Origin of the sequence: Haloplanus litoreus (assembly GCF_045690335.1) — an archaeon.
Taxonomy (GTDB): Archaea; Halobacteriota; Halobacteria; order Halobacteriales; family Haloferacaceae; genus Haloplanus; species Haloplanus litoreus.
Window position 1 is genome coordinate 2183481 of record NZ_CP147874.1, and the last position, 17280, is coordinate 2200760.

Genomic DNA, 17280 nt, shown 5'->3' on the forward strand with positions numbered 1-17280 from the left:
AGCGCGGATCGGCGCGTTTTTTACTGACCACACCCCACCGTACGGTCGTGTTATCGGTCGAGTTGCACACGCACTCGTCGCTGTCGCACGACGGCCGGGACCCGGTCGACCACCTGCTCGAACAGGCCCAGTCGGTCGGTCTCGACGCCCTCGCCGTCACCGACCACGACGAAATCGACGCGAGCCTTGACGCCGTCGAGAAGGCCCCTTGCTACGGCCTCATCGGCATCCCCGGCATGGAGATTACCTCCGCCGCCGGCCACGTCCTCGCGTTCGGCATCCGTGAAGCGATTCCCGCCGGACTCCCCTTCGAGGCGACCCTCGACCGCATCCACGACCAGGGCGGCATCGCCGTCGTCCCCCACCCGTTCCAGGCCTCGCGCCACGGCGTCGCACCACACGTCACCGGCCCGGCGCTCGCGAGCGCGGACGCCATCGAGGTGTACAACTCCCGGCTCCTGACCGGTCGTGCCAACCGCAAGGCCGAACGTTTCGCCGCGACCCACGACCTCCCGATGACCGCCGGAAGCGACGCCCACATCGCGGAGATGGTGGGACAGGCCATCACCGAAGTCGACGCCGACGAACCGACCGCGGCGGCTATCCTCGAGGCCATCGCCGCCGGCCGGACGAGCGTCGTGGGGCGGCGAACCCCCTGGCACATCAGTTTTCGACAGGCCGCTGGCGGAGCGAAACGCCGGATGATGCGGGCCCTCGGCGACCTGCTGTGATCCGCGGCGCCGACTCCGTGACGGTTCGTCGCGCCCTGGACGAGAGCGACCCCCTCCCCGGGACCGCCGGGTTCGCCGGCCTCCTCGACGGCCGACTCGTTCGCGACGTCCTCGGGCGGCAACCGCTGTTCGGGACGCTGGACGACTGGGGCTTCTCGCCCGACGACGTCGAGGATGCCGAGCCGACGCCCGTGCCCGCAGGGCACGTCCGAGAGCGACGCGGCGGCGAACTCGTCGACCGACGTGTCTGGTCGCTCCCCGATCCACCCGTCGAATCGGACGACGCGGCCGCCTGCGACGCAGTCGAACGCGCCGTCCGCGACGCCGTGACCGCCGTCGACGACAGGGACCTGGCCGTGGCGTTCTCCGGCGGCGTCGACTCCGCACTCGTCGCCGCGGGCGTTCCCGACACACCCTGTTACGTCGCCGGCTTCCCCGACGCTCACGACGTGGGCGCGGCGCGGGACGCGGCCGCCGCGATGGACCGTGATCTCCGGGTGGTCGAACTCGACCACGACACCCTCGAACGCGCCGTTCCGGAGGTGGCCGCCGCGACGGGACGGACCGACGCGATGACCGTCAGCATCGCCCTGCCGCTGTATCTCGTCGCCGAACGCGTCGCCGCCGACGGATTCGACCGTCTTGCCGTCGGGCAGGGCGCCGACGAACTGTTCGGCGGGTACGCGAAGGTGGTCGATCCGGCCGACGACGACCGGGTCGACGCCACGACAGTTCGCGGTGCGACCCGGGAAGTGATCGGGTCGCTACCCGAACAGCTAGAACGCGATACACGCACCCTCCGGGCCGCGGGGGTCGCCCCCGTGACACCGCTGTTGACCGACCGCGTCGTCGTGGCGGCGCTGCCGCTCCCGGACCACCTCCTCGCGACGTCCAACGAGCGAAAGGTCGCGCTCCGACGGGCGGCCGAGGGGTGGCTCCCCGACGACGTGGTCACCGCCGACAAGAAGGCCGTCCAGTACGGAAGCCTGGTGTCGCGCGAACTCGACCGTCTCGCCCGCCAGGCCGGGTTCAAACGCCGGATGGATCGACACGTCGACCAGTACGTCGAGTCGCTGGTCGACGGGGCCTAGTCGGCCGTCGACGCCACTTCGATGGCTTCCAGGCCGAGTGTACGCACGTCCGGGTCCACGTCCGCCCCGCGCAGGTCCGCGGGATCGTACCACGCCCACGTCTCGGGGCCCGGTTCGCCCGGTGCGGGGTCGACCGACCGACCCTCGACCGTCGCGTAGTAGACGTGGTCGACGTGCTGGTGGCCCACTTCGCCGTCGCAGACGTTCACGTCCGCCAGCATCAGATGTCGGGGCCGAGGGATGGCCCGTGCCGTCGGCGAGGAGACGTCGGCGGTGTCGGCCAACAGCGTCGGCTCCAGCCCCGTCTCCTCGCGGGCCTCGCGAAGCGCCGCCTCGTGCGGGAGTTCACCCCGGTCGACGTGGCCGCCGGGCGGCAGGCGCAGGCCGAGTCCCGGGTGCTCGTGCAGTGCCGTCGCCCCGTCCGCGACGAGATATATCGACGCGGTGACATGTCGGGTCGTCTCCATGGGCATGACACGGCCGGGGGACGTATCGGCCTTCCGAACGTGTAGATTTTTCACACACGGGGTAGAAGCGGAACCGACAGCCCTCCATGAGTCACGTCACGATCAAGGACGACCGCCTGAATCGCACCGTCCCCGTCGAATCGGCCGTCGGAACCATCGAAATCGATCTGTCGGGTGAGGAACACACCATCGTGGTACCGGCCGACGCGTCCGTCACCGTCGAGTATCGGTGACGCGACGCCCGCCGGAGACGGGCTGCTACGGGACCTGAATCTGCTCTTCGGCTTCGAGTAGTTCGTGATACCGGTTGCGGATGGTGACCTCGCTGATGTTGGCCACCTCGCTCACTTCGCTCTGGGTCACCTTTTCGTTGGTGAGGAGGGCGGCGGCGTAGATGGCGGCGGCCGCGAGGCCGACCGGACTCTTGCCGCTGTGGACGCCCTGATCCTTGGCCGTTTTCAACAGGTCGCGGGCGCGACGCTCCGACTCGTCGGACAGGTCGAGTTCGGAAGCGAAGCGAGGGACGTACTGCTCGGGGTCGGCCGGCTGGATTTCGAGACCCAGTTCGCGGACGACGTACCGGTACGTCCGGGCGATTTCGTCCTTGTCGACGCGGGAGACGGTGGCGATTTCGTCGAGCGAGCGTGGAGTGCCGGCCTGGCGCGCGGCGGCGTAGAGCGCGCTGGTGGCGACGCCCTCGATGGAGCGGCCGGGGAGTAGGTCGTCGGCGAGGGCGCGTCGGTAGATGACGCTGGCCGTCTCCCGGACGTTCTCGGGAAGGCCGAGCGCCGAGGCCATGCGGTCGATTTCGCCGAGTGCCTGCTTGAGGTTGCGCTCCTTGGAGTCGCGGGTGCGGAAGCGCTCGTTCCAGGTGCGCAGCCGCTGCATCTTCTCCCGCTGGCGCGAGGAGAGGGTCTTCCCGTAGGCGTCCTTGTCCTGCCAACCGATGTTCGTCGACAGCCCCTTGTCGTGCATCATCTGGGTCGTCGGTGCGCCGACCCGTGATTTCTGGTCTTTTTCCTTGGAGTCGAAGGCGCGCCACTCGGGACCGTGGTCGATTTCGTCCTCCTCGACCACCAGCCCACAGTCGGCACACACCGTCTCGCCGTGTTCCGTGTCCGTGGCGAGCTGGCCGCCACACTCCGGACAGCGCAACTGCTCGCTGTCCCCGTCGGTACTCTCCGTCTCGTCCTCGCTTTCGCGCGCGCGTGCGCGTTCGGTCGTGTAACCGCGTACGCTATCGGTCATTGGTTGTTATCGTGAGCAAAACGGCTCTATACAGAAGGTAGCCGGGCGAAGATATTTAAACGTGACGGACTTTGGTCCGCGGTTCGGTTCCCTCTGTCGAACGTCGCGGGGCGGGCCGAACTGTACTGGGTTGATTAGTGTCCCTCCCTTCGGTAGTCTCGTCATGACTCACGATTCCGAGACGATTCCGATGACTATCGTCAGCGGTCCGCTCGGGGCCGGCAAGACGACGCTGATCAACCGGTTGCTGAACGACCCCGGGGACAGGCGCATCGCCGTCGTCGTCAACGACATGGGCGAGGTGAACGTCGACGCCGAACTGCTGGACGGGGCCACCGAGGACGGCATCGTCGACCTCTCGAACGGCTGTATCTGCTGTCGCCTGCAGGACGACCTCGTGACCGAAGTGAACCGCCTCGCCGAAGAGCGGTCATTCGATTACCTCGTCGTCGAGGCCTCCGGCATCAGCGAACCAATCCCCATCGCGCGGACCCTGACCGAAGGGACCGACGGGAGCAGTCCACCCGAGCGATTCCGCCTCGATACGACCGTCTCGGTGATCGACGCCTACGGATTCTGGAAGGCGTTCGATCCCGCTGCGTCGCTCCCGGACGCGGCGCCGTCGCCCGAGCGACCGCTGACGGAGGTCCTCGTCGATCAGATCGAGTTCTGTGACGTCCTTCTGTTGAACAAATGCGATATGGTCCCGGACGACGAGCTCGACGCCGTCGCGGCGTCGATACGGGAACTCCAGCCCCGGGCGACGATCCACCGGACGACCTACTCGGCGGTCGACCCGTCGGCGGTGCTCGACACGGGGCTGTTCGACTTCGAGGCGGCCCGTCGCCGGCAGGGGTGGAAACGGGCACTCGCCGCAGCCGAAGGGACCGACGGACACGACCACGACCACGCTCACGATCACGATCACGGTCCCGAAGGCGCGGCCGCCGCCCACGGCGTCGAGTCGTTCGTCTATCGCCGGGCGCAGCCGTTCGACCCCGAGCGGTTCGACGACTGGCTCGACGAGTGGACGGGCGACATCGTCCGTCTGAAGGGGTTCGCGTGGGTGGCGAGTCGACCGGAGACCGTCCTCGGCGTGAGTCAGGCCGGTCCGGCGGTGCAGGCCGGACCGATCGGCGAGTGGGGCGACGACGACCCCGCGACGCGACTCGTCGTCATCGGGCGTGATCTCGACGCCGACGCGATAACCGCGGCGCTCGACGACTGTCTGTCGAGCGAGTCGGACGGGGCGACGGCAGAGACCGATCCCTTCCCGCGGGAGTCCTAAGCCCCGAGACCGACGTCCTCGCGGAGGTCGTCCCACGACTCGTGGAAGCCGTAGGTCGACTCGGAGTCGGCCTGCATCGCCGTCCGGTACGTCTCGTCGTACGAGAGCAGTTGCGTCCAGCCGTCGTGGAGGCGGTAGCTACAGTACTGGCACATGTGAACGGATACTCGAGGTGTGGTAATAGGCGTGTCGCGGCAGGCGGTCGAGGGTGCGGTTACGGTTCCAGCAGCACCTTCGTCACGCCCTCCTCCCGGTTGTCGAAGGCCTCGTACATCTCCGGGGCCTCGTCGAGGTCGACCCGGTGAGAGACCAGCCAACTCGGGTCGGCCCGACCCTCGACGATGAGGTCACGGAGCTGTCGGTTGTACTCCTTGACGTTACACTGGCCGGTACCGAGGGCCTGCCCTTTCTCGAAGAGGAGGCCGAAGTCGATGCCGATGCGGCCCTGTGCGGCCATCTCGTCCGGCGCGCCGGGGTCCTCGGGCACGTAGAGCCCGGGGATACCGAGTTCGCCGGTCGGTTTGACCGTCCGGATGAGATTGTTGATGACGACCGCGGGGTTCTCGCGGGCCGGATCGTACGCGGACCCGTCGCCCTCCTTGTCCGTGTCGACGGCCTGGTAGCCGACCGCGTCGACGCCGCAGTCGACGCCGCCACCGTGGGCGGCCTTGATCTGTTCGACCGGGTCGCCCTCCTCGAAGTTGATAGTCGTCGCGTCGCAGTGTTCCTCGGCGAGTTCGAGCCGGCTCGGAACACGGTCGACGACGTAGATGTCGGCGGCGCCCCGGATCTTCGCGCTGTAGGCGGCCATCAGGCCGACCGGGCCAGCGCCGTAGACGGCGACGGAGTCGCCGGGTTCGAAGTTCGCGAGTTCGATCCCGTGCCAGCCGGTCGGGAAGACGTCCGCGAGGAGTGCGAACGCGTCCTCGTGTTCGTCGCCTTTCGGCAACTGGAGCGCGTTGAAGTCGGCGTAGGGGATGCGGAGCTTCTCGGCCTGTCCGCCCGTGTACGGTCCCATGGCGACGTAGCCGTACGCGCCGCCGGCGAAGCCGGGGTTGACGTTCGTACAGAAGCCCGTCTTCCCGTTCTCGCAGTTCTCACAGAAGCCACAGGCGACGTTGAACGGGGCGACGACGCGGTCGCCCTCCTCGAGACTCGACACCGCCTCGCCGACATCGGTGACGACGCCGACGTTCTCGTGGCCGAAGACGATCCCCGGTTCCGCGGCCGTCCGCCCCTCGTACATGTGGAGGTCCGAGCCACAGATACACGAGGTCGTGATGTCTATCAGGACGTCGTTGGGGTGTTCGATCTCCGGCTCGTCGACCGGCTCGACCGCGACCTCGTGGGGGCCCTTGTAGACGACCGCGTCCATCGACATCAGTCCGCCACCTCCGGCTGGAGGTCGTCGCTACGAACCGTCTCCCACTTTGCGACGCCCGCCTCCGCCACTTCCATGTCCTGTTCGACGGCGCCGCCGGAGACGCCGAAGGCGCCGACGACGTCCCCGTCCTCGTTCAGCAACGGATAGCCCCCGCCGAAGATGACCATCCGACCCTCGTCGGTCGACTGAAGGCCGTACAGCGAGTTGCCGGGTTCGGACGGCTCGGCGAGTTCGTGGGTCGGCATGTCCAGCGCCGCCGAGGTGTAGGCCTTGTTTCGCGATATCGAGACGGACGCGAGCCACGCGTCGTCCATCCGACGTTGCGCGACGAGGTTGCCCTCGCTGTTCGTCACGGCGATGACCATCGGGTTATCGATTTCCTCGGCCTTCCGCTCCGCCGCGTCGATCAACTCCTTTGCAGTGTCGAGTGTAACAGATTGAACCATTGCGGATGGAAAGTCGCTCTCGACAATGATAAACATTCGCCTTTACGCAGTTCGGGGTGACGATCATCGACAAGAGAGAAGTGTACTCTGTAATGAATGCTGTTAACTCGGCTTAGAACGCGCCTTAAGACGTTATTCGACCAGATTCACCTATCGAATCGCGTTTCTCCTGTCCGATCCGGACGAGAACGAGGTAAACGAAACATCTTACAAATTGTCCAGCAGTGCGACGGAGGATTGAGCCGCTAACGCCGGGTTTTTCGGGCAGCCTAAACAAACGGGATTTCTGTTTCTTTTGGCGGCCGAACGGGTGGTGTGGCGCCGCCGGGCACGGGCGGGCGTCGGGACTCGAAGCGACGCGGCACCGGGAAGAATGGGGTCGGTCGGCGAACTACAGGTCGAAATGCTCGGCGGCCGTCTCCATGTCCTTGTCACCGCGACCCGAGAGGTTCACGAGGATGCTGTCGTGTTCGCCGTGCTCGGCGAGTTCGATCGCCAGCGCCACGCCATGACTCGATTCGAGGGCGGGGATGATTCCCTCCGTCTCGGCGAGTTCGCGGAAGGCGGCGAGCGCCTCGTCGTCGGTGACGGCGGTGTACTCGGCGCGACCAGCCGCGCGGAACATGGCGTGTTCGGGGCCGACGCCGGGGTAGTCGAGTCCCGCAGAGACGGAGTGAACCTCGGTCTCCGTATCGATCACGCGCGTTTTCATCCCGTGGATGACCTCGTCTTCGCCCTCGGCGAGGGGGGCAGCGTGGCGTCCGGAGCCTTCACCCTCGCCGCCGCCCTCGGCCCCGTAGAAGGCGACGTCGTCCTCGCGGAGTGGGTGGAACAGACCGATCGCGTTCGATCCGCCGCCGACACAGGCGACGGCCGCGTCGGGGAGCGAGCCAGTTCGGTCGAGCATCTGTTGGCGGGCCTCCTCGCCGATGACCGACTGGAAGTCACGGACCATCCGCGGGAACGGGTCGGGACCGACGACACTTCCGACGAGGTAGTGGGTGTCCTCGATGTTCTCGGCCATGTCCTCCAGGGCGGCGTCGACGGCGTCGGCCAGGCCGGCCCCACCGCGGGTCACCTCGTTGACCGTCGCACCCATCAGCCGCATCCGGAAGACGTTCATCTTCTGGCGCTCGACGTCCTTTTTGCCCATGTAAATCTCGGTGTCGAGGCCGAGGAGCGCGCCGGCCATCGCCGTCGCGGTGCCGTGCTGACCCGCGCCGGTCTCGGCGATGAGGCGCTCCTTGCCCGCTCGTTCGGCGAGGAGGGCCTGACCGAGCGTGTTGTTGATTTTGTGGGCGCCACCGTGGAGCAGGTCCTCCCGCTTGAGGTAGATGTCGGCGCCGTAGCGCTCACTGAGGTTGCGGGCGTGGTACAGCGGGGTGGGTCGCCCGGCGAACGTCTCCAGAAGGTCGCGCAGGTCCGTCTGGAACGACTCCGTGTTCGCCACCTCGTCGTAAGCGTTCGCGAGGTGTTCGAGCGGCGCTTCCAGCGCGTCGGGGACGTGACGACCACCGTAGCCGTCGAAGGTACCGTCGGCCATAGGCGTCGGATGCTCGCTGGGGGCACATAAACGCTACTGGCCGTCACCGGTCGGCGGGACCCGCAGACGGTCGGCCGAGGGGTCGATTCGGGTGGACCGAAACCCTTAGTGCCGGCCCGGAAGTCCCCACACACATGAGCGAGACGCCCGTCGATCCCGAGGAGGTCCGCCACGTCGCGGATCTGGCTCGGATCGATCTGGACGAGGACGAGGTGGATCAGTTCGCCGTGCAGTTCGCCGACATTCTCTCCTACTTCGACGCGCTCGACGACGTGCCCGAAGTGGACGCCGAGGCGGACCTGGTGAACGTCATGCGCCCCGACGAGGTACGCGAGGGACTCTCCCAGGACGAGGCGTTGGGGAACGCCCCCGATAGCGAGGACGGCTACTTCAAGGGGCCGAGCGTCTCATGAGCGTCGACGCGTTCATCACGGAGACGACCATCCAGGGCGACGACGACGGCCCGCTCTCGGGCCTCACCGTCGCCGTCAAGGACAACATCTCGACCGAGGGGGTCCGCACCACCTGCGGCTCCGAGATGCTCGCCGACTACGTCCCGCCCTACGACGCGACGGTGGTCGAACGCCTCAAGGCCGCAGGTGCGACGCTCGTCGGCAAGACGAACATGGACGAGTTCGGGATGGGGACCACCACCGAGACGTCGGCGTTCGGCCCGACGAAAAATCCCGTCGACGAGTCCCGGGTTCCCGGTGGCTCCTCCGGCGGCAGCGCCGCGGCCGTCGCCGCCGGCGAGGCGGACGCCGCCCTCGGCAGCGACACCGGCGGGTCGGTCCGCTGTCCCGCCGCGTTCTGTGGCGTCGTCGGTATCAAACCCACCTACGGACTGGTCTCCCGGTACGGCCTCGTGGCCTACGCCAACTCACTGGAACAGATCGGCCCGCTGGCGCCCACCGTCGAGGGTGCCGCCGAGGTGCTCGAAGCCATCGCCGGCCCCGACGAACGCGACGCGACCACGCGCGAAGCCGGTGCCGACGCCGACTACGCCAGCGCCGCCGACGGCGACGTCGACGGCCTCTCAATCGGCGTCCCGACGGAACTGATCGAGGGGGCGGACGACCGCGTCGTCGAACAGTTCCGTGCGTCCCTCGACGACCTGGAAGCCCAGGGTGCGGAGACCCACGAAGTGAGTCTCCCCTCGGTCGAACGCGCGGTTCAGGCCTACTACGTCATCGCCATGTCCGAGGCGTCGTCGAACCTCGCGCGCTTCGACGGGGTGCGGTACGGCCCCGAGTCCGACGTCGAGGGCAACTGGAACGAGTCCTTCGCCCAGGTCCGCGAAGACGGCTTCGGCGACGAGGTGAAACGCCGCGTCCTACTCGGCACTTACGCCCTCTCCGCGGGCTACCACGACAGGTACTACGCGAAGGCCCAGGACGCCCGCGCGTGGCTCAAGCGGGACTTCGACGAGGCGCTCTCGGAGGCGGACGTGCTGGCGTCGCCGACGATGCCAGTCCTGCCGTTCGAACTCGGTGAGAGCCTGGACGACCCGCTCCAAATGTACCTCGCCGACGCCAACACGGTGCCGGTCAACCTGGCGAACCTGCCCGCCATCTCCGTGCCCGCCGGCCGGGCTGACGGCCTCCCCGTCGGCCTGCAGTTGATCGGGCCGACGTTCGGCGAGCGAGCGATCATTCGGGCGGCCAGCGCCGTCGAGAACTGACCGCGAGGATCCGTTTCCGGCCTCCCTCGTAGACCGGCACGCCTGTCGGGTCGTCAACGACGGCGCGACGGTGACGGAGGGGCGCATCGACGCGGACGACGCCGGGTCGATGCGTTCATGCCGACGATGGTCCGTGACGGCGCAGACACCTCTCGACGGAGAGTACCGGCCGACGATGTCGGCGCTCGCCGAGGCGACGTTCGTTCTCGATCTGTGGGTCGGCTAAGGGACGGTCCGGTCCTCGTCGTCACCGGGTCGACTCCCGACGGACTCGACCGGTAAGTCGGTCGAGGGACTCGACGGGTCACACGCGATGGGCGTCCCGATCCGACGGGCGACGCGTTCCCCCCGGAGCCGCGTCGTATCCAGCGTCGGCCGACGGACGGTCGGCCCGACATCGGATCGGAGCGCCCAGCATCAAGGGGGGAGAGGGATTACATAACGTTACGGTCTGAATTCTCATCGATGATACTCTGTAACCGATCGACGGCGGCGCAAATATCGGAGATGATGTCGGGGATTCGACCGGTCAGGTCAGGCCGCGGTCCGCGGCACCCTCTCGGATCTTCGCCGCTCGTTTCCGGACCCGTCGCACGTACCGGTCGACTTTCTCCGGTTTCACGCCGTAGTAGGAGGCGAGCCACAGTTCGTCCGCGTACTCTTGGGTCAGAAAGTACGCGACGAGAGTATCCCGACCGGCCTGGATAATCGCCGGTGGCACCCCGCGTGGGCCCACGCCATCTTCGTCGAACCCGTTGACGTCGAAGTACACGTCGGCGTAGAGTTCGGCCGATTCCGGGGTGTCGAACTCGACGCCCCCGTGGTGGGGTCCCTCGAACCGGTAGACGGTGGCTCCCGCAGGGGTCTCTCGTTCGACGATTCGCACGTCGAGGACGTACTCTCGATGGATCGATTCGTCTGTCGCCGTCGGATCGTCGGGACGTCGGTCGTCTGTCTTGGCCATCGTCGATAGGTATCGTCGGTCGTTCGTTGTGCTGGGCTTCCCGTCAGTGCCGGCGTCGACGGACGCCGACGAGGGCCACGAGACCGATGGCGACGAGCGTGAGGGTCACGGGCAGCGGGCCGAACCCGGTCGTCGTCTCCGCCTCCGCGTCGCTCCGGCCGCCCGCGACGTCGCCGTTGGCCGCCGTTCCGGACTCGCCGTCGGCGGCGGCGGCCGTGGCCGCACCAGCCGAACCGTCGTCGATAGTCGCCGACCCGGCACCGGCGGTCACCGTCACGGTGTCGGATCGCGTCTTCGGATCGACGGTGCCGCCGTCGTCGTCGTCGAACTGCCGTGGGTCGACGGTCAGGGCGGTCGTCCCGGGTGCCCGGCCGGCTAGTTCGACCGTCGCGAGCGTCACACCGGTCGCACCGGGTTCGATGGCCCCCTCCATGTCGGCGGCTTCGAGGGTGACCGTGGCGCCGTCCGATCCGGTCGCCGGGTCGGTGGTAAGCCCGAACCGGTCGGGGTAGTTTGCCCCCGAAATTCGGGCAACGTCGGGGTTCTCGACGGTCACGTCGAGGTAGTACCCCGCGAGTCCGTTCGGGGCCGACGTGAGGACGACTCCGACGGTGGTGGTGTCGTCCACGGTCACCGCGTTGCCGACGACGCGGACGGCCGGGCCGTCGCTCTGTGCCGAGGCAGCTCCTGCCGCCGCCATCGTCCCCAGGAGGGCGAGCGTCGTCAGCGCGACTGCGAGTCTCGAAATCGAGCGTGTCTGGTCTGTCATTGGTGTTGGTGTCGGGTGATAACTGAGGTGGAGCGTCGAGGGAACCGGGTCCGCGTGGCGGGGTCGGTTAGTTGACCTCGTCGTAGAGGCTCACGATGTCGTCGAAGTCGAGACGGCCGTTCTCGTTGAAGTCGTAGGCGGACTTGTTCATCGTGACGCTGTCGGCGTCGAAACTGCTGAACAGCATCTCGATATCCTCGTAGTCCAGCCGTCCGTTCCCGTTGATGTCCTCGTAGAGGCCGTCGCCGTCGGGATCGGTCGGGGCACTCCCGCCGCTGACCGTCGGCGGTCCAGTGACGAGGACGCCCTCGCGGGCCTCGACGCCAATGGTGTGTCCACTCTCGTCGTCCATCCGTGTGACCTCGATGGCGAGGTCGGTCGTACCGGTGTCGACGCCGCGGAGTGTCAGCGAGGCGACGGGGATGTCGCGGCCGCCGGCCTCCACGTTGCCGTCGACGTCGGCGAAGCGAAGCGTCGCCGAGGAGCCGTCCGAACTGATCGAACTCTCGGTGAGCCCGAGGGTGTCGGGGAAGGAGACATCCGTGATGGACGCCACCTCGGGGTTCGTGACCGAGACGGTGATCTCGGCCCCGGAGATGCCGGTCGGGAGCGCGGAGGCGGCCAGTTGCGCGGTGCCGGTCGCGCCGTAGCCGACGGCCATCGAATCCACGTCCAGCGTGACGTTCGGCTGGAAGACGTAGAGACCGTCGTTGGGGTACGAACGGGCGGGACCGCCGAAGCCGTCCTCACAACAGATGACGCGCCCGTCGCGCATCGTGTAGACGTTGTCGATGTTCCGAAGCGCGTCGTCGGCGTCCTGTGGGCCGTCGGTGAAGTCGGGACCCGTGATTACGGGTTCGAGCGTCGAGACGTCGTAGTTGGGTTCGAGTTCCGCGCGGTAGACCACGCCGCCGTCCACGCGATCCATCTGCACGTCGCCCGTGTCGTCCGCGAGGGCGTCGTTGAACTCCGAGATGCCGAAGTAGACGAAGTCTCCGGGTTCGGAGCCGTCGACGCTGTCGACGCCTTCGGCCTTGTTGAACTCGATCGAGGCGCCGATCTCCTTTGCGGCCGCGCGGGTCTCCAGGAAGGGGACGCGACGCAGCTTCTCGTCGACGTCGTCGGGGCCATCCGCCTCGTACTGGGCGGCCCACTCGACGATCTCCTCGTCCGTGATGTAGTTTCGGTTCCCGTTCTCGATGACTTCGAGGTCGGCCTCGCGGATGGCGGCTGCCGGGTCGTCCCGCCAGTCGGTTTCGGCGTGAGCGTCGAGGTAGTCGGCCTGCGTCACGTCGTCGTACTCGGCGATCCAGGATTCGACCTCCCCGTTCGTGGCGTGGCCGAGTTCGATCCACTCGACTTCGAGCGGCGTGTTCGCCGGGGAGTTGCGCTGGCCGGCTTCCGCGGCGTTTGCGGCGTCGTTCGTGATCTTCGGGGCGTAGAGCGTCCCCGCGATGTCGTCCGTGTCCCCGTAGCTCGGGATCGGATCGTCGGCTACGAACTTGTAGATCCCCTTGCTGTCGCCGTCCGAACAGCCGTAGACGGTCCGTTCGTCGCCCTGGATGTCGGGTGCCTCCCAGGCGGCCCGTCCCATCACCCAGTACTTGACCGGCTGGGGCGTCTCGGCGGTCGGGTTCCGGATGTCGACGTGGTAGCCGTACCGATAGGGGTTCGGGTAGACGTCGTCGATGACCGTAGTCGCCAGGTTGGTGGCGCCGCTCTGATCGGATCGGTCCGCACCGAGGTAGTACGCGAGGAACTCGACGCCGGTGAGTGCCCAGGACCCCTGCACGTACCACGAGTCGTCGAGATCCCCCGCCTCGGCGTACGCACCGACTGCGTCGGAGATTTCGCTCGGATTCGGTCGGTTCCAGAAGTGATTCGCACCGAGGATACCCTCGCCGCTCCCGGCCTCGACGACGTCACCGACCGTATTGGTCAGTGAAACACGAGGGTGGGCGTAGTTCTCCTCCGAGGAGATCATCGTCTCCCACGGACTGAGGTCGCCGTAGCAGTTGATCCGCGTCCCACCGAGTTCGCGGAACGCCGCGGTGTTCGCGAGGTTCATCGCGTCCTCGGGATCGGCGCTCCACTCTCCCTCTTCGTCCCGACTGATGAAGATTCGGGAGATGCAGCCGGGACTGTTCTCCCAGTTGGTGAAGAGGTAGCCCGCGGTGCCGTCCTCGTCCGTCGGGACGAACTGGTTGCAGTCGGGGTTGGTCCCGGCGCCGCCGTACTGCGTTCCCGCGAAGTTGTCCAGTGTGATATCGACCCCGTCCGGCGTCCGAGTGACGCCGAGGCGCTCCTCGCCGCCGTCGATCGGCTCTCGACCCTGGAACAGGATCACGTAGTCGCCGACCTCGGAGCGGACCTCCCGCTGTTTCTCCTCGGTGTCCGGGATGCCGACCTCGTCGAAGTCGTCGTTGTTCCCGTCGAACTCGAACTGGAAATCGCGGAAATACCCGACCGCCGCGCGGTCGAATGGCTCCGTGTTACCCGCTTCCGGGTGCTGGAGACTGTACAGGAGCGAGCCGTCGTCGAAGACGAACGGGCCGGTAACCTCCGCCCCGAACGCCGTCGTCGAGAGTCGTTTGAGGCTCCCCTCGACGCTCGGGGCGCCGGGTGTATCCGATTCCGGAACGTCCTCGCCGCGTGCCACTCCGGCGACGCTCGCGCCGAGCGCCGCAGCCGTAGACGTTGCCATCAGCGTTCGCCGAGTCAGATCGACCATACGGGAGAACGGCCGGAGACCGCAGTAATGGAGTTTTATATGAGACGTACATCGCCGAAACGAAACTGTGGAGGAGGGGGTGTGTCGACGTCCCTCACAGGACGGCACCCCCACCGTTCACACGCGTACAAAAGCCCCCGTTGGATCCCATCCAACGACCGAGTCGTCGCGAGCGACGCGTGAGCGGCCGCCCGTGCAACGGCTTCGTCGCACCTGCTGCTACCGGGATTCAGTATATAAATCTGCGCGCCCAGTTTTCACGGGTGATATCGCCGGCCCCGGTAGGATCCCCGGACGACCGAGCGACACCGGTCCGGCGCGGAATGGGTTCGAGAGCGACGGGAAATCGAGATAGCCATCCGTCGGGCCGACGAGACGAGACGAGACGAGACCCGATCGGGGATCACGTTGCCGAAGGTGGCGGCGACGGGGTCCACCTCGGTGACCTGAAACGGGGCGACGGATTCGTCCTCGAGGGGGCCGACGACCGGCGGCACTTCCGCCGCTGATACCGTCACAGCGACGGGGTCACGTCGTCGGCGACGCAGGCGTCGAGGAAGACGACGACGTGGTCTCCGGGGTGAATCACCGTATCCCCCCGTGGCGTGATCAGGCTCTCCTCGCGGGTGATGGCGCCGATGACGACGCCGTCGGGCAGGTCGGTCACCGACTCGTGGATGGGCCGATCGGCGAGGATGCTCGCCTCGTCCACCTCGATTTCGAGCACTTCCGCCCGGTCGCTCTCGATGATGGCGATGTTCTCGGCGCCGCCGTCCCGCGTGAACCGCGTGATCTCCTCGGCGACTACCTCCCGCGGGTTGATCCCGACGTCCACACCGACGGCTTCGAACAGGTCGACGTACTCCGACGTGTCGATGATGGCGACGGTCCGGTCGACACCCAGCCGTCGCGCCAACATCGACACCAGCAGGTTCTTTTCGTCGGAGCCGAGCGCTGCGACCACGAAGTCGGCGTCGCCGACGTGTTCCCGCTCCAGGAACTCCATGTCGGTGGCGTCGCTCTCCATCACGACCGTGTCGGGGAGCATCTCGGCGAGGTGGCGGGCGCGCTCGGGGTCCTGTTCGATCAGGCGGGGTTTGAATCCCCGTTCGCCGAGCAGACGGGCCACGTGGTAGCCGATTTCGCTGCCCCCGACGATCACGACTTCCTCGGCCGTCCCCGGGCGTTCCTCCGGCGCGATGATCGTCGCGAACTCCTGGACTGCCTCGGGGTTGCCGATCACGACCACTCGGTCGTGATCCCGGAGCACGGAGGGGCCACGGGCGAGTTCCACCTCCCCGTCCCGAAGGATGGCGGCGAAGGTCAGGTCGTCGAATCGGTCGGCCTCCGCGACGGTCTGGTCGGTCACCGGACTGCCGGATGGTATCTCGAACTCCGCCATCTGGACGCGTTCGCCTGCGAAGGAGTCCACGTCGCGGGCGGCCGGGATACCGACCACCCGGACGATCGACTCCGCGGCGAGTAGGTTCGTACAGACGATGAAGTCGATACCGAACGCCCGCTCCGAACGCTCCCACGTCCGCAGGTACTCCGTATTCTTCACGCGGGCGACGGTGAAGGCGTCGCTCACCGCACGCGTCGTCGCGCAGATGACGATGTTCGTCTCGTCGTTGTCGGTGCTGGCGATGACCATGTCGGCGTCGTCGACGCCGGCCTCCTCCAGCGTCGACAGCGACGTACCGTCGCCCTGCACGGTCAGCACGTCGAGCGAGTACGTCAGATCCTCGACCCGGTCGCCGTCACGATCCACGACCACGATGTCGTGGGCGTCGGCCAGGTCAGCCGCGATGCTCGACCCGACCTGTCCGGCTCCGACGATGATCACACGCACGCTCGTCCGCTCCCGGTGTGCATACGCCCGAGTCGTCGCGCCCACGGTTTCACGATTTCGCTTTGTGGCTTCTCACACGGACTGTTGTAAGGCAGTACCAGCCGTCGCCGAACACGGTGAGGGCGACGGTCGGGACACAGGGACGACCGTCCGTATCACCCCACACCGCTCGGCTCCTCGTGGACGACGAGGTGAACCTCGCGGTGCCGGCCCTCGACGTCCGCCACGATTCGCTCGACCACCCGTTCGGCCTCCTCGACCAGAATCGGCGTCACCTTCCCGACTACCCAGTCGAGGGAGACGAACCGGGGTAGGTCGAGGACGCCCCCGCCGACCGAGCCCGGTTCGAACTCGACTTCTAGGTGGACACGACAGACCGGCCCCTCCTCGTCCGGCAGGGTGGCCGGCACTTCGTCGAGTGGTTCGACCCGCCACCGGCCACGGGCGTCGACGTCCTTGACGACCTGCCAGTCGAGTCGTATCGGTGGCTCGGCGTCCGTCACTTCCGTGTGCGCCGTGTAGGTGATTTTCCACCAGGCGAACCGGAGGCGATACCGGGTTCCCGGCGACCCGTCTCCCTCGGCGCGTACGTCCGTCAGGTGCTCCGAGTACCGGGCGTACCGCGGGAAGTCGACGAGGAAGTCGTACACCTCCTCGGGTGGCAGACAGACCACCGTACTGACGTGGATGCGGTCCACGTGGCCCCGTTGGACCACGGCGGCGTAAGCGTTCCGCGGGCTACGGCGGTTCGCCGCAGTACTCACAGGCATCGTCCGCGGCCGTCCGCGACCCGCAGTGGGTGCAGTTCGTCCGGTCCGGGTCGTCGCCGTCGTTCGACTCGCCGCGCATCGCCGCCACCCCGATGACCGCGATACCGAGGAAGCCAGCGACGAACCAGCCGACCGGACCCATCAGGAGGAGCACGAATCCGACGACTGCGGCGGGGAGGGCGAGGAGCGCGTAGAGCATCAGTTCCGATTCGCGGGTCACGGGCGACGTACGCCGGCCACCGGAAAACGGGTTTCGGTGGCGGCGACGCGCGTTGCACCGCCGCTCGGACGGCCGACCCTTAAGACCCTCGCCAC

Annotated in this window: 18 protein-coding genes; 6 read left to right on the forward strand and 12 right to left on the reverse strand. The window is 67.3% G+C overall.

Annotated features, from left to right (window positions below; all coding sequences use genetic code 11):
• Positions 1–47 precede the first annotated feature (47 nt).
• Both V8686_RS11725 and V8686_RS11730 read left to right on the forward strand, forming a co-directional pair.
• Positions 48–731 (forward strand): PHP domain-containing protein, encoded by a 684-nt coding sequence (locus tag V8686_RS11725; RefSeq protein WP_379704347.1) that lies wholly within the window; start codon positions 48–50, stop codon positions 729–731.
• Positions 731–1822 carry an asparagine synthase C-terminal domain-containing protein gene (locus V8686_RS11730; protein WP_379706547.1) on the forward strand — a complete coding sequence of 364 codons (1092 nt, stop codon included), beginning with the start codon at positions 731–733 and terminating at the stop codon, positions 1820–1822. Before V8686_RS11725 ends, V8686_RS11730 begins: the two co-directional genes overlap by 1 nt.
• On the opposite strand, the gene V8686_RS11735 is transcribed toward V8686_RS11730, so the two are convergent.
• Positions 1819–2289, reverse strand: coding sequence for an NUDIX hydrolase (locus tag V8686_RS11735; protein WP_379704349.1), 471 nt, complete (start codon positions 2287–2289; stop codon positions 1819–1821). The two genes, V8686_RS11730 and V8686_RS11735, sit on opposite strands and share 4 nt — an antisense overlap.
• 86 nt (positions 2290–2375) lie before the next feature.
• Here V8686_RS11735 and V8686_RS11740 point away from each other — a divergent pair, with 86 nt between their 5' ends.
• Positions 2376–2522: a hypothetical protein gene (locus V8686_RS11740; RefSeq protein WP_379704350.1), complete on the forward strand. Its 147-nt coding sequence runs from the start codon at positions 2376–2378 to the stop codon at positions 2520–2522.
• Between the two features lie 25 nt (positions 2523–2547).
• Here the strand turns inward: V8686_RS11740 and V8686_RS11745 are convergent, their stop codons facing one another.
• Positions 2548–3537, reverse strand: coding sequence for a transcription initiation factor IIB (locus V8686_RS11745; RefSeq protein ID WP_379704352.1), 990 nt, complete (start codon positions 3535–3537; stop codon positions 2548–2550).
• 163 nt (positions 3538–3700) lie between these two features.
• Between V8686_RS11745 and V8686_RS11750 the strand changes: the two genes are divergently transcribed.
• Positions 3701–4825 carry a CobW family GTP-binding protein gene (locus V8686_RS11750; protein WP_379704354.1) on the forward strand — a complete coding sequence of 375 codons (1125 nt, stop codon included), beginning with the start codon at positions 3701–3703 and terminating at the stop codon, positions 4823–4825.
• On the opposite strand, the gene V8686_RS11755 is transcribed toward V8686_RS11750, so the two are convergent.
• From V8686_RS11755 to trpB, 4 genes are all read right to left on the reverse strand, one after another.
• Complete coding sequence (locus tag V8686_RS11755; RefSeq protein ID WP_379704356.1) at positions 4822–4980, reverse strand: hypothetical protein; 159 nt, start codon at positions 4978–4980, stop codon at positions 4822–4824. The genes V8686_RS11750 and V8686_RS11755 overlap by 4 nt on opposite strands.
• Positions 4981–5039: 59 nt before the next feature.
• Positions 5040–6200, reverse strand: a complete 1161-nt coding sequence (locus V8686_RS11760; protein ID WP_379706550.1) for a glutathione-independent formaldehyde dehydrogenase — start codon at positions 6198–6200, stop codon at positions 5040–5042.
• Between the two features lie 5 nt (positions 6201–6205).
• Positions 6206–6655 carry a GlcG/HbpS family heme-binding protein gene (locus V8686_RS11765; RefSeq protein ID WP_379704358.1) on the reverse strand — a complete coding sequence of 150 codons (450 nt, stop codon included), beginning with the start codon at positions 6653–6655 and terminating at the stop codon, positions 6206–6208.
• A gap of 391 nt (positions 6656–7046) precedes the next feature.
• The gene (trpB, locus tag V8686_RS11770) at positions 7047–8198 is read right to left on the reverse strand and encodes a tryptophan synthase subunit beta (protein ID WP_379704359.1); all 1152 of its coding nucleotides are present in this window, start codon (positions 8196–8198) and stop codon (positions 7047–7049) included.
• A 134-nt stretch (positions 8199–8332) separates the two neighbouring features.
• Here trpB and gatC point away from each other — a divergent pair, with 134 nt between their 5' ends.
• Together gatC and gatA are read left to right on the forward strand one after the other, a co-directional pair.
• On the forward strand, positions 8333–8611 hold the full coding sequence (gene gatC / locus V8686_RS11775) for an Asp-tRNA(Asn)/Glu-tRNA(Gln) amidotransferase subunit GatC (protein ID WP_379704361.1): 279 nt from the start codon (positions 8333–8335) through the stop codon (positions 8609–8611).
• Positions 8608–9879, forward strand: coding sequence for an Asp-tRNA(Asn)/Glu-tRNA(Gln) amidotransferase subunit GatA (gene gatA / locus V8686_RS11780; RefSeq protein ID WP_379704363.1), 1272 nt, complete (start codon positions 8608–8610; stop codon positions 9877–9879). Before gatC ends, gatA begins: the two co-directional genes overlap by 4 nt.
• 529 nt (positions 9880–10408) lie before the next feature.
• On the opposite strand, the gene V8686_RS11785 is transcribed toward gatA, so the two are convergent.
• From V8686_RS11785 to V8686_RS11810, 6 genes are all read right to left on the reverse strand, one after another.
• Positions 10409–10843, reverse strand: coding sequence for a hypothetical protein (locus V8686_RS11785; protein WP_379704366.1), 435 nt, complete (start codon positions 10841–10843; stop codon positions 10409–10411).
• Between the two features lie 43 nt (positions 10844–10886).
• Positions 10887–11612 (reverse strand): hypothetical protein, encoded by a 726-nt coding sequence (locus tag V8686_RS11790; RefSeq protein ID WP_379704368.1) that lies wholly within the window; start codon positions 11610–11612, stop codon positions 10887–10889.
• A 67-nt stretch (positions 11613–11679) separates the two neighbouring features.
• Positions 11680–14343 carry an alkaline phosphatase PhoX gene (locus V8686_RS11795; RefSeq protein WP_379704370.1) on the reverse strand — a complete coding sequence of 888 codons (2664 nt, stop codon included), beginning with the start codon at positions 14341–14343 and terminating at the stop codon, positions 11680–11682.
• Positions 14344–14857: 514 nt separating this feature from the next.
• Positions 14858–16195, reverse strand: a complete 1338-nt coding sequence (trkA, locus tag V8686_RS11800) for a Trk system potassium transporter TrkA (RefSeq protein ID WP_379706552.1) — start codon at positions 16193–16195, stop codon at positions 14858–14860.
• Between the two features lie 155 nt (positions 16196–16350).
• Positions 16351–16893 carry a type II toxin-antitoxin system RatA family toxin gene (locus V8686_RS11805; RefSeq protein WP_379704371.1) on the reverse strand — a complete coding sequence of 181 codons (543 nt, stop codon included), beginning with the start codon at positions 16891–16893 and terminating at the stop codon, positions 16351–16353.
• Between the two features lie 40 nt (positions 16894–16933).
• A complete protein-coding gene (locus tag V8686_RS11810; protein WP_379704373.1) occupies positions 16934–17185 on the reverse strand; it encodes a hypothetical protein in 252 nt (83 codons plus the stop codon).
• Between the last annotated feature and the right edge of the window lie 95 nt (positions 17186–17280).

Bases quoted from the DNA above. Each gene is read 5' to 3' on its own strand.
- trpB (WP_379704359.1), bottom strand. From the start codon at position 8,198: ATGGCCGACGGTACCTTCGACGGCTACGGTGGTCGTCACGTCCCCGAC.
- V8686_RS11790 (WP_379704368.1), bottom strand. From the start codon at position 11,612: ATGACAGACCAGACACGCTCGATTTCGAGACTCGCAGTCGCGCTGACG.
- gatC (WP_379704361.1), top strand. From the start codon at position 8,333: ATGAGCGAGACGCCCGTCGATCCCGAGGAGGTCCGCCACGTCGCGGAT.
- V8686_RS11735 (WP_379704349.1), bottom strand. From the start codon at position 2,289: ATGGAGACGACCCGACATGTCACCGCGTCGATATATCTCGTCGCGGAC.
- V8686_RS11740 (WP_379704350.1), top strand. From the start codon at position 2,376: ATGAGTCACGTCACGATCAAGGACGACCGCCTGAATCGCACCGTCCCC.
- gatA (WP_379704363.1), top strand. From the start codon at position 8,608: ATGAGCGTCGACGCGTTCATCACGGAGACGACCATCCAGGGCGACGAC.
- V8686_RS11785 (WP_379704366.1), bottom strand. From the start codon at position 10,843: ATGGCCAAGACAGACGACCGACGTCCCGACGATCCGACGGCGACAGAC.
- V8686_RS11755 (WP_379704356.1), bottom strand. From the start codon at position 4,980: ATGTGCCAGTACTGTAGCTACCGCCTCCACGACGGCTGGACGCAACTG.
- V8686_RS11795 (WP_379704370.1), bottom strand. From the start codon at position 14,343: ATGGTCGATCTGACTCGGCGAACGCTGATGGCAACGTCTACGGCTGCG.
- V8686_RS11765 (WP_379704358.1), bottom strand. From the start codon at position 6,655: ATGGTTCAATCTGTTACACTCGACACTGCAAAGGAGTTGATCGACGCG.
- V8686_RS11745 (WP_379704352.1), bottom strand. From the start codon at position 3,537: ATGACCGATAGCGTACGCGGTTACACGACCGAACGCGCACGCGCGCGC.
- V8686_RS11750 (WP_379704354.1), top strand. From the start codon at position 3,701: ATGACTCACGATTCCGAGACGATTCCGATGACTATCGTCAGCGGTCCG.
- V8686_RS11760 (WP_379706550.1), bottom strand. From the start codon at position 6,200: ATGGACGCGGTCGTCTACAAGGGCCCCCACGAGGTCGCGGTCGAGCCG.